10 protein-coding genes are annotated in these 11,254 nt (G+C 59.6%); 6 read left to right on the top strand and 4 right to left on the bottom strand.

Annotated features, from left to right (window positions below):
• Nucleotides 1–310 precede the first annotated feature (310 nt).
• Nucleotides 311–622 (top strand): potassium channel family protein, encoded by a 312-nt coding sequence (locus PY650_RS31520; RefSeq protein ID WP_285883810.1) that lies wholly within the window; start codon nucleotides 311–313, stop codon nucleotides 620–622.
• Here PY650_RS31520 and PY650_RS31515 read toward each other — a convergent pair whose 3' ends face one another.
• The gene (locus PY650_RS31515) at nucleotides 623–1,516 is read right to left on the bottom strand and encodes a sigma-70 family RNA polymerase sigma factor (RefSeq protein ID WP_285883809.1); all 894 of its coding nucleotides are present in this window, start codon (nucleotides 1,514–1,516) and stop codon (nucleotides 623–625) included. It lies immediately after the preceding gene.
• Entirely contained in the window at nucleotides 1,513–2,268 is a 756-nt protein-coding gene (locus tag PY650_RS31510; protein WP_285883808.1) for an SDR family NAD(P)-dependent oxidoreductase, read from the bottom strand. The genes PY650_RS31515 and PY650_RS31510 overlap by 4 nt, the downstream gene beginning before the upstream one ends.
• Nucleotides 2,269–2,544: 276 nt before the next feature.
• Here PY650_RS31510 and PY650_RS31505 point away from each other — a divergent pair, with 276 nt between their 5' ends.
• Both PY650_RS31505 and PY650_RS31500 read left to right on the top strand, forming a co-directional pair.
• Entirely contained in the window at nucleotides 2,545–3,615 is a 1,071-nt protein-coding gene (locus PY650_RS31505; RefSeq protein WP_285883807.1) for an LLM class flavin-dependent oxidoreductase, read from the top strand.
• A 335-nt stretch (nucleotides 3,616–3,950) separates the two neighbouring features.
• Nucleotides 3,951–4,157, top strand: a complete 207-nt coding sequence (locus PY650_RS31500; RefSeq protein WP_285883806.1) for a hypothetical protein — start codon at nucleotides 3,951–3,953, stop codon at nucleotides 4,155–4,157.
• Nucleotides 4,158–4,228: 71 nt separating this feature from the next.
• Here PY650_RS31500 and PY650_RS31495 read toward each other — a convergent pair whose 3' ends face one another.
• Complete coding sequence (locus PY650_RS31495; RefSeq protein ID WP_285883805.1) at nucleotides 4,229–6,190, bottom strand: elongation factor G; 1,962 nt, start codon at nucleotides 6,188–6,190, stop codon at nucleotides 4,229–4,231.
• Between the two features lie 334 nt (nucleotides 6,191–6,524).
• On the opposite strand from PY650_RS31495, the gene nuoH reads away from it, so the two are divergent.
• The 3 genes from nuoH to PY650_RS31480 are packed head-to-tail and all read left to right on the top strand — an operon-like array spanning nucleotide 6,525 to nucleotide 8,592.
• Nucleotides 6,525–7,511, top strand: a complete 987-nt coding sequence (gene nuoH / locus PY650_RS31490) for an NADH-quinone oxidoreductase subunit NuoH (protein WP_285883804.1) — start codon at nucleotides 6,525–6,527, stop codon at nucleotides 7,509–7,511.
• Nucleotides 7,512–7,541: 30 nt separating this feature from the next.
• Nucleotides 7,542–8,108, top strand: coding sequence for an NADH-quinone oxidoreductase subunit I (locus tag PY650_RS31485; RefSeq protein WP_285883803.1), 567 nt, complete (start codon nucleotides 7,542–7,544; stop codon nucleotides 8,106–8,108).
• A 43-nt stretch (nucleotides 8,109–8,151) separates the two neighbouring features.
• Complete coding sequence (locus PY650_RS31480; protein WP_285883802.1) at nucleotides 8,152–8,592, top strand: CBS domain-containing protein; 441 nt, start codon at nucleotides 8,152–8,154, stop codon at nucleotides 8,590–8,592.
• Nucleotides 8,593–8,640: 48 nt separating this feature from the next.
• Here PY650_RS31480 and nuoG read toward each other — a convergent pair whose 3' ends face one another.
• On the bottom strand, nucleotides 8,641–11,232 hold the full coding sequence (gene nuoG, locus PY650_RS31475; protein ID WP_285883801.1) for an NADH-quinone oxidoreductase subunit NuoG: 2,592 nt from the start codon (nucleotides 11,230–11,232) through the stop codon (nucleotides 8,641–8,643).
• Nucleotides 11,233–11,254: the final 22 nt, after the last annotated feature.

Here is an 11,254-nt window from a genome sequence, read left to right as displayed (position 1 = left end):
GCCCGAAGCTAGACAGAGGCAGCCCCAGACGAACACACGGAAATGCGGTACCCAACCCGCGCATAAGAGTATGCCAGCCGTCGTCAAAACGCCCTGTCTGCTCCTTTGTTCAATAGCTTCAAGCATGTGCATTCGTCGTCAAAGTCGAAAAGGAAAAATCATGGCCAAAGGGCTTGAATACGAACATAAGAGATTGAAGCCTGTTGCCTCCCACATTGAGCCCTTCCCTTCACGGCTCCCCGGATACTGAACCGCAGAGAGGTCAAGAGTCGTGTCAGTAGAAAAACGAAAAAGGGGGCACTCGAAGCAGATGAGGCGCCTGTTCTTCGTCTCGCTCCTCCAGCAGCTTCGCGTGGTGTGGCCAATCCTGTCCGGGGTGATCTCGGTCATGGTTGCATGCGGGCTTGTCATTTGGCGCATAGAGGATTGGCGGCTCGACGAGGCCCTCTACTTTACCTTCGTAACAGGACTTACCATCGGCTATGGCGATTTTTCGCCCAAGCATGTCTCGGCGCGCGTGCTGGCACTGGTGATCGGCTTTGCAGGCATCGTGCTGACTGGCCTCGTTGCAGCCGTTGCGGTGAAGGCTCTCGGCGCGACAGACCAGCGCGACGAGGAATAATCAACCATTGAGAACCAGTTCCGCACTTTCCAGGACGTAGGGGACGTAACGATAGTCACGAATAAAGGCGATCTCACCGTCCCGCCATTCTATCCGCATGAAGTGGTGCGGCCTTGGCGCCGGACCATTTTCGAACACAGCGATCACCTCCTGCCCCTCGAGCCATGCGACAGCCAGGTGAATTGCTTCTTTCCGTGCATAGATCGTGAAGAACATGCCGACATCGGCTCCTGAGCGGACCGCATGCGTGGCCTGATGCAGTTTGACGTCGTCGGCGAGGAGCGCCCGAAGGCTCTCCCAGTCACGCCGGTTGAAAAGCTCGACAAAGCGCTGGTTTTCCGCCAAGTGCACTCGCTTGGCCGAACGTTTCGGGGCTCGCGCGTTGATCTCCCGCAGTCGTGTCCGCCCTCGAGCAAGATGGCCCTTCACCGCATCGACGCTAATCTCGAGAAGCCCCGCAATGTCATCGAGCGATTGGTCGAGCACATCTTTCAAGACGACGATGCTGCGCTGCATCGTCGGAAGTTCGACAAACCGCGATACGGCCGTTGTAATCGCTTCCTGACGCATCAACGTCTCCAGGGGATCGGAAGCTTCCTCATCGGGCATCTCCGAGGCCGCCTCCAACGGTTCGGCAGCCCTTAAAGCGCGACTGCGCAGAAGGTCGAGGGCGCGGTTATGGGCGATGCGAAACATCCAGGCGCGCAAAGCTTCCTCTGCCTTCAAGGTCTGAAGGGTCTGATAGGCCTTTACGATTGCCTCCTGGACCACGTCCTCGCCATCGATAACCGAGCCGGTCAGGCGCGCGCAATAGCGATGAAGCTCGGGCCGGAGCTCGCTGACCATGGCAAGGAAACTTTCCTGATCGATGCCTGCGGTTTGTTTTTTGTTCATGCCGCCTGTTCTTCCAAAACTGTAATGCCCGTGTCACCCCTGATGCCAATTGCAAGCGCTGTCTCATATGTCGCATCGGTCAGAACCCGAACGACGTGGTTGCCGAATTGGCGTGGCGGCATAGCGGGATAGCGCTCGAGGAAGGCTTCCTGCTCTATTCCCATTGCCAGGGCGTAGGCGCTGGAACCCGCCCCGCCGACGCCCGTTCCGGCGACCATCTGCCTAGGCACTATCGCCTGGAAGCGAATGTCAAGACCCTTCTGTTCGGACAGGCCATTGGCGTATTTGGCCATCAGCCAAAGCATCCGCTTGGCGCCTCCGTAGCCACCCGACATGGGCGATCCCTGTTCTGCCGCGCCGCTCGAGCTCACCAGCACCCGGCTGCCCGGAGCAAGGGGTAGATTCAATGCAGCCTGCATCCAATAGAGGCCACCCTTGACGTCAGTGTCCCAGGTCGCCGTGAAGTCTTCCCAACTGGTACAATCGAGCCGCGCCATGCGCGGCACCGCCCCGGCGTTGAGAACCAGCACCTGCGGATGCACATCCGAGAGGATGCTGTTGGCGGCCGAGGCGTCGGTGATATCGGCCGAAACCGTCTCCACCCCCAACCGTATCCGCACCTTTTCAAGATCGCCGGTGTTACGCGCCACCACCCAGACTTTGGCCCCCTCATCAACGAGAGCTTCCACCAGTCCCAATCCGAGGCCACGGCTTCCACCGGTGACCACCACACACTTGTTCTTCAGGCTCATCACGTTCTCCTTTGCAATCTTGAAACAAGGACGAATGAGACCCGGCAAAGGAGTCAGACAAAATGCACCTCAACGCGGGAAAAAGGACATGCCGGTCTCTGTCGGCTATTGTGGCTTTTCAGACTGACGGCGGGCAAATTCATCGAAACATGCAAAATTTGGAATAATATTCCATTCTCACTTGCGTCGCCTAGCATGGCTGCAATTCCCTTGCGATCGGCAGCGGTTCTATAATCCACAATCTTAGTAGACTACCTCCATCCGCAGGCGCGCAGCATGAGCAGTAAATCCGAATTTCTTTGGTATATCCCCAACGACATCAAAGCTGGCCACCGCGGCGACCTCTCTGTCGAAAACCACAATAGTCTTGCGACGCTTTCCGACCACGCGAAGGCGCTGGAGGAGGCTGGCTGGAAGGGTGCGCTCATCGGCACTGGCTGGGGCCGGCCCGACACCTTCACCGTCGCGACCGCGCTTGCGGCGCGAACCACCAGCTTCGAGCCGCTCATCGCGATCCGCCCCGGCTATTGGCGGCCGGCGAATTTTGCCTCCGCTGCGGCGACGCTAGACCAGCTGACCGGCGGGCGCGTACGCGTAAATATCGTATCGGGTCAGGACAACCTAGCCGCCTATGGCGATAGCGAAGGCGATCAGGCGCACCGCTACGCCCGCACCAAGGAATTCATGCGGCTGGTTCGCAGACTGTGGACCGAAGACAACGTCACCTATGCCGGCGAGCACTTCCGCGTCGCCGAATCCACCGTAGAACCGCGCATCCGGGTCCGCGGCGACCGTCAGCACCCCAAGCTTTATTTCGGCGGAGCCTCGCAGTCTGCCGAGCGCGTGTCCGCCACCGAGGCCGATGTCCAGCTCTTCTGGGGTGAACCTCTCGACGGCGTTCGTGAGCGGATCGAGCGGCTGAGGGCTTTAAGCAGACAATTGGACCGTGACCTTCCTCCACTGGAATTCGGGTTGCGGATCACAACGCTGGTCCGCAACACCACGGACGAGGCCTGGGCCGACGCCGAGGCGAAAGTCGCCGAAATGGCCAAGGGCAAGGGCGCCGGCTGGAACGACCACGGCCGGGCAGTGGCGGTCGGCCAGCAGCGGCTGCTCGATCTCAACACGCGCGGGGATGTCCTTGACGACAATCTCTATACCGCGCCCGGCAAGTTTGGCGGCGGTGGCGCCGGCACGACGTGGCTGGTCGGTTCGCCGAGCGACGTCGCCCGTTCGCTGCGCAAATACCAGGATCTGGGCATCACCCACTTCGTGCTCTCCGATACGCCGTATCTGTCCGAGATCAAGAGGCAGGGCAGTCAATTGCTTCCTCTGCTGCGCAACTGAGGCCGGGGCCTACGCTTGGCTCGTTATTTCGTTGACGTCGGCAAGGACAAATTCGCTGTTTGTGCATCAACGGCGAAAGCTCAGCCAAACCGCCTATGAGTCGTTTGCCGCTGCCCCGAACCGTGGCCTTCTAAAAATCCAACCCGTGTGCGGGAGGCGGTTTTCCACAGCACGCATGTCCTATAGCGGAACAGGTGACGTAAGGGCATCAAGCGGTTGTCGAAGATTGGCAGGATGCAGTTTATCAACCGGCAACCATGCATGCCGGTCAAAAACTGCCGTTCCGGAGAATCATGTACCCTTCGCTTGCTTCAATGACTGAAGGGGAATGAAACATGTATTGGCAGATTGCACATCTCGTGGATTCGATCGTCGACAATCCTGCTATCGGTGACGATGAGCTGATCATCGCGATTGATTATCTCAACAAGACACTTAGGGCAGCGGCAACAGGTGTGATCAACCAGCCACCGACGGATGCACTAAAGGTCAAGCAAGTTCTTGAGCACGTCGCCCTCCAGCGCGGGCTTGCCGTAGGCTGACATAACCGTGGCCGGGGACCGGAACCCGACGAGCCGTGCCGAAACGGTCGCGGCTTCCGGCCGCAAAGGTTTCAGTGTTCGACGCGTTGTGTCTCGTGTGCCCTCACGATGGCATCCGCTTCCTTGCCATAGAGTTCCTCGAAATGATCGAAGGTCTTGGAAAAATAGCCAATACCTTGCGTTGCCGAACGCAGCGTCCGGGCCAGATCGTCGAGTGCGCTGCCCGGAACAAGTGCCCGGAAGATATCCCATCCCTTGGCGCTTTCATCCCGGTCGAAGCCGAGAACCTGGCCCTTGAGGGCGGAGACAATCTGGACAAGGCTGCCGGAATAGACCGACGGAATATGAATTTCGCTGCGGAAGACCGGCTGCATCAAAACCGCCGATCCTTCGGAAAGGGCCTGTCGCACTCCCATTTTCGACGCCGTCCGGAAGGCATGTTCCGAACTGTCGACGGCATGGTGCTGACCATCGTATAGCGTTACGCCGACGTCGATGACCTGGAAGCCAAGCGGCCCTTTCTCCATCGCCTCGCGCGCACCTGCCTCAACGGCAGGGATGTAGTTGCGCGGAACGACGCCACCCTTGACGGTTTCGTTGAAGGTGAAGCCCCGGCCACGCTCGTTGGGGCGAATGCTCAGCTTCACATCGGCAAACTGTCCGGCACCGCCGGTCTGTTTGCGATGGCGGTAATGAACCTCCGATGGTTTCGCAATTGTCTCGCGATAGATCGGGCTCGGCGTTCGATCGGTTACCTCGATGTGGAAGACCTCGGAAAGGGTTCGGCAAAGATCGCGCAGATGCACCGGCCCCTGGGCACAGACGAGTTGGGCGCCGGTACTCTCCTCTTGCAGGACCGTTAGGCCGCGATCCGTCTCGGAAAGTTTTGCCAGCGTTTCGGAGAGCTTGTTTTCATCGCGTTCGCTGCCTGGCACGAGGATCCTTTCAAGCATCGGCGTCGGCGGCTCCGTCCACTGCGGCGGCGCGACCACCGCGTCGAGCGTCAACAGCGAGGGCACCGGCAAGTGGTCGGATTTGACGGCCGCAAACACATCCCCCGGCACGGGCGTAACCGCCGAATTGGACCGCCCGTTTGCAAGGCTTTGCACGGCGCCAAGGCTGGAGCCGCCCAACGACGCACCTTGGCGCAAACCTTCGCCAAGTGCGCGCACAAGCACCGTCTTGCCGATATTCTGGCGATGATACGCATGGAAGCTCACAGCGGAAAGCTTACCTTCATCGACAGTGCTTGCGCGCGCAAGACGTTGTCGAAGAGCGGCCACTGGCGGCGCCTCGTGGCGCAGCGCCTTCATCAGCCTCATCATGCCGTTGCCATGGCTTGCCGAACCGATCAGGACTGGAATGATCCTGTTTTCCCTCAGAACTCGTGATGAAATGGCATAGAGTGCGTCGCTGGGCGGCTCTCGATCTTCGATCAGTTCCTCAAGAAGCCAGTCATCGAACTCGGACAAGTGCTCCAGGAGTTCGTTTCGCGCTTCGTGCTCGCGCTCGGCGGCGCTTTCCGGGATTGCGATCAACGCCGAGGTCTGTCCTTCCCGGTAGCGCCACGCGCGTTCCGAAATCAGATCGCAACTGCCCACAATCCTGTCCCCCTCGCGGATCGGGATCTGGCGAAGCAAAAGAGTGTGGTTGGCATAGTCTTGAAGCGCCGCGATCACGTCCCTTAGCCGCCCTCTCGGTTCGTCCATCCGATTGACGAAAAGGATGCAAGGCGTCTGCGAGGCCTCGATTATGCGCAAGTAAGGCGCGGCGAGCACGGCCTCCTCGGGGGCCGACGAAACACACAGAATGCAGGCATCACTCGCAAGAAGCGCGTGCTGCACATGCGCCAACGCTTCGTTCGGTCCAGGCGCATCAAGCGCACACCACGCCTCATTTGCGAAGGTGAATTCTGTCACGTTCAGTCCATAGGGAGAGCTGGATTTTCTCGGCGTTCCCTCCAGCGAGCCGAGCTTTTCGACGACCGTCGATTTTCCAGTCTGCGAGGGTCCAAGTACGGTAAAGCAACGCATCGGCATTCCTCCAACTGCCATAGGCACACTTTTCAGCCCTCACAGGATGCCCTGAACCGCGGCAAGGCGCAATTTTCTTGTTGATCAAAGATTCGGGCCCTTGCCCCACTATTGAACTAAAAACCGCTCGAACGATGAGAAGCGCAGATCCCACCATTGGCAATCGCGTGCGGAAGGGTTCGATCTCGATATTCTGGCAAGGCAAATGGTGATGGCATTGTGTGAGTTGCGTCGCCGTTGTACTCTCGAAGCGACAAGTGTGCAAAGCGCTCAATAGAGAGCAGGACCAGAAGTCCGGTCGCCGTTTCAACCCGTGAACAAGTAGCCGCGGATCATGGAACTTTTTGTCGCCCTTGGCCTGATCGTCTTCAAGGTCGCGTTTCTGATTGCGATCCTCCTGCTGCTGCCCTTGCCGCTGACCTGGGTCGAACGCAAGATCGCCGGACACATGCAACAGCGAATGGGGCCGATGCGCGTGGGCTGGCACGGGCTGCTGCAGCCGATGGCGGACGGGATCAAGCTCCTCACCAAAGAAGATCATATTCCGGCCGAGGCCGACCGCTTCCTGTTCAAACTGGCGCCGATCCTGGCGCTCGTCCCACCCTTTGTGGTGTTTGTCGCAGTCCCCTTCGGCGAAAATATCTCGGTCCTCGGCACCGAGATCTCGCTTTACGTTTCCAATATGAATGTGGCGATCCTCTTCATCTTCGCGGTCATCGGGATCGAGGTTTATGGCGTCATCTTCGGCGGCTGGGCCGCTAATAGCAAATATGCCGTTCTGGGTAGCCTCCGAACCTGCGCGCAAATGATCAGCTACGAGATCCCGATGGGATTCTCGGTCATTGGCGTGGTGATGCTGGCGCAATCCATGAGTCTGCTCGAGATTGTGCGAGCGCAAGCCAATGTCTGGAATATCGTCTATCAGCCGATCGGCTTCTTCGTGTTCTTCGTCGCCGGATTGGCCGAAGCGCAACGCATTCCCTTCGATCTGGCGGAAGCGGAAGGCGATCTGGGGGCCGGGTTCCATACCGAATACAGCGGTATCCGCTTTGCGTTCTTCATGGTCAGCGAATATGCGATCATGTTGCTGATGTCGGTGCTGGTGGTGATCCTGTTCTTCGGAGGCTGGAACGGCATACTGATCCCGCTGCCGCCGATCCTCTGGTTTCTCATCAAGGTCGCGTTCTTCGTCTATCTGTTCATGTTGTTCCGCTTCACTTTCCCGCGCTACCGCTACGACCAGCTGATGGCGATCGGATGGAAAGTCTTGCTTCCTCTATCGATCGCGAACATAATCCTAACTGGTATTGCTTTCCTTTAGGGGCCACAGCGGCTCCGCAGCGAGGCGACAATGTCGCGCGCAGAAGACAGACTTGGAACATGGATCGGCTGGGCATTCTTTGCCGATCTCGCGAGAGCTTTGGCTCTGACCTCCGGCTACATGTTCTCCAGATCTGTCACCATGCAATATCCCGACAAGGAAAAATGGCTGCCCTACTCCCGTTACCGTGGGCACCACTTCCTTACACGCGACGACGAGGGCGAGATCAAATGCGTGGCCTGCGAACTCTGCGCGCGCATTTGTCCGTGCGACTGTATCGAAGTCATTCCCTACGAAGATGAGAAGGGCAATCGTCACCCGGCAAAATTCGAGATTGACACGGCCCGGTGCCTATTCTGCGGGCTGTGCGAGGACGCCTGTCCCGCGGACGCGATCGCGCTTGGTCAGCAATACGAATTCTCCAGTTATTCATCCCGTGACCTGGTGATCGGGCGCGAGGATCTGCTCGGTAAGCCGGGCAAGACTATAACCGGCGGTGGCGTGGTCGCTGCGCGTCTGAACACCGAACAGGGCGTTCTGGTCGAAACGAGCGAGCCGCAGGGTTACAACTGGTGGCGGAATATCCGGCGAACGTGAACGCGCCTGCCGTATAGCCGGAGTGTGCAGACAGGAGGCTCAGATGCATGTTTGCCAGATCTTGAAAGACAAATCTCCCGGACTCGTCTCGATCAGGCCGGATCGACCCATGATCGAGGTCCTGCGGCTGTTTCGGGAAAACAACATCGGCTTCGTCGTCGTCGGCCGTAGGCCCGGAGAGTGTCTGGGCACGTTGTCGGAGAGGGACTGCTGCAACGCTGTGGCTGAATACGGGACCGACGCACCCTTGATGCGGGTCGCCGACATCATGAACCGCAATGTGGCGACCTGTTCGACACAGGATTTGCTGCCCTATGTGATGGCGATCATGACCCAACGTCGTACGCGCCATGTGCTGGTCATGGATGGCAACACCCCCATCGGCGTCGTGAGTATCGGCGACGTGGTCAAGCACCGGCTCGAGGAATCCCTACACAACGAGGAGGCGCTGCACGAATATATTGCCGGCACCCGTTATCATTGAAGTCGCCAGCTCGACATGGCGACTGGCCGCCGGTGGGACCGCAAAGTTTCAGCTCGGACCCTCCGGTCTCGCCTCGGCGCCGACCACCCTTGGAAACTCGAAGACCGCATGCGCCTTTTGAACATCCACCGGACATGGATATTCGCCCCGCCGCATCAGCGCGTTGAGACGCAGGGCTCTGTAGTTTTCGGGAACAAACACGAGGCCTCTGGGAAAACCTCTGTTGACTTTGAGCTTCGCCGCAAGTTCGCCCCGGGTGGATCGGACAATGACCTGATCGCCACCCGATAGGCCAAGTCGCGCGGCATCCTTTCTGCTCATCTCGACATAGGGATCATCGGCGATCGTATTCAGGATCTGCGAGCGTTCGGAAAGATATCCGTTGTGGAACAGGCCGTTGCCGGTTACCAGCATGAGCCGGTCGGCCAATTTCGGGAGAGACGGCGGCTCGAAGAACGCGCTGGCCGGTATCGTTGGTGCCGCCTTCGTAAATGCGCCGTTCGCGCCAAGCTCTTCCTGCCTCAACCGCTGATAAGCGGGCAGCAGCTGGGTAATCTCGGCAAAAATTTCCCCCTGCGTCGACGGCTGCAGTGCTTGGGTGAGAAGTGCGGCGACGAAGTCGAAGATTGCCAGGTTGCCGCGTGCTTCGAAGGCGGGCTCGCGGAATTTACGGAGATTTTGGACCCGGCCTTCATTGTTGGTGAAGGTGCCGGGTTCCTCGCCGTAACCTGCCGCAGGCAGCACGACCTCCGCTAGGCCCGCCGTATCCGTGAAGAAGGTGTCCTGCACAACAAGGAGATCGGCGGCGCCAAGTGCGCGGGCGACGAAATCCCGGTCGGGATAGGCGACCAAGGGGTCGCTACCGGCGACATAGAGCATGCCCATCTGTCCGCCGATGCAATGCTCCAGCATGGCGTCGAGACCCATGCCGGGTTCAGGCGGTATTTCGGCACGCCAGTTCCGGGCAAATATTGCGCGCGCTTCATCGTTATCGACCGCCTGCAATCCCGGCAGAGCTTTGGGCAGAACTCCCATGTCCCAGGCACCCATCTGGTTGGCACGGTCGAAGAGGAACTGCATTGCAGGGCCCTTGCCGAGCACGCGCAGAACCTGCAGCAGGTTGTTTAGCTGCTGCAGCGTCGTGCGCGCTTCCGGCAACCTCAATAGGTCGACGCTGACAAGCACGGTGACGCTGCGGCCCTCCTTGAGCGCGGCAACCAGACGATCCAGCCCTTCACCGCCGGTCTTTGGAACCGGCCTGCCGATTTTTGCGCTTATGTCGGCCAAGACGTCGCCGGGCAAACTCTGAGCGGCCACCGCCGCGAGTTCGGCTGCCACCGCCGCAAGGCCTGCTGCTTCTTCGCCGGGCTTGACACGAATAACGGCCCGGGCATCAACGTCCAGACGGGATGGCCGGGCCGAGAGCATGAGCAAAGCGGTATGCCGCCGGCGCGCACCGTCCCGCAGCAGGTATTCGGTGACCGGATTTTCTTCGGTGACGTTGCCGCCAACGATGAGCACGCAATCGTTGCCGATCACGTCTTCGAGCGGGGCGCGGCTGAAGAAGCTTGCCGCCAACCGACCCAGTATATCGAAGGGCGTGGACCAGCGCGTCGAGCAGTCGATATTGTTGGTCCGGAACACTGTCCGCATCAGCTTCTGGAACTGATAAAGCACCTCGTTCGAAAGGCGCGGCGACGCCAGCCCGCCAACAGCCTTGCCCTCGACGGCAGACAGCCGCCGGCGCAGATAATCCCCCGCTTCGTCCCAGGAGACGGGCACAAGCGCGCCGTCACGACGGATCATCGGCCGTTTGATCCGGTCCTGGCTCGTGACGAAATCGAGGCCAAAGCGCCCCCGCGCGCAGAGCGTTTCGCCATTGACCCCCTCGTCCCATTTTGAGCGCACCCGCATGAATTCGCCCTTGCGCGTGCCGACCGTCAGTTGGCAACCGGTGCCACAATGCGGGCAAATCGTGTCAGTCTCGGCCAGATCCCAGGGCCGCGCCTTGTAGCGATAGGGGAAACTCATCAGCGCGCCGACGGGGCAGACCTCGACGCAATTGCCGCACTGATCGCAACTCGCGAGGCTGCCCTCGAAGCCGGTGACAGCGGTATCCATGCCTTTTTCGACGGTACCGAGCGCGACCGCGCCGACAACCTCTTCACACATCCTGACGCAGCGCTGGCATTGGATACAGCGGTTGACGTTCATGATGATCACCGGGCTAAGGCGGATATCCTTGGAGTGGAACACACGTTTGTTATCTCGGAACCGGCTTTCGCGCGGGCCGTAGGCCATCACCATGTCCTGAAGCTCGCATTCGCCGCCCTTGTCGCAGATCGGGCAATCGAGCGGATGGTTGGCAAGCAGCATGTCGAGCATGGACGAGCGCGTTTCCTCGATCTGCGGCGTGTTCGTCCGCACCACCATGCCGTCGGTAACCTGGGTGGCGCAGGACGGCTGCAGCCGCCGCAGCCCCTCGATCTCCACCAGACACATACGGCAGGAGGCCAGCGCCGGCAGGCGCTTCAGATAGCAGAATGTCGGGATGTCGATACCCAGACGCTGGGCGGCCTGTAGCACAGTCGAGCCAGCCTCAACCTCCAGGGTTTGTTTGTCGATCGTGACGCTGACCATGGCTTCCTCACGCCTCTCATGC

It is taken from the genome of Martinezella calliandrae (assembly GCF_030272695.1).
Classification (GTDB): Bacteria; Pseudomonadota; Alphaproteobacteria; order Rhizobiales; family Rhizobiaceae; genus Rhizobium; species Rhizobium calliandrae.
Note: the sequence above shows the minus strand (reverse complement) of the source record. Positions and strands in the feature narration are given on the sequence as shown.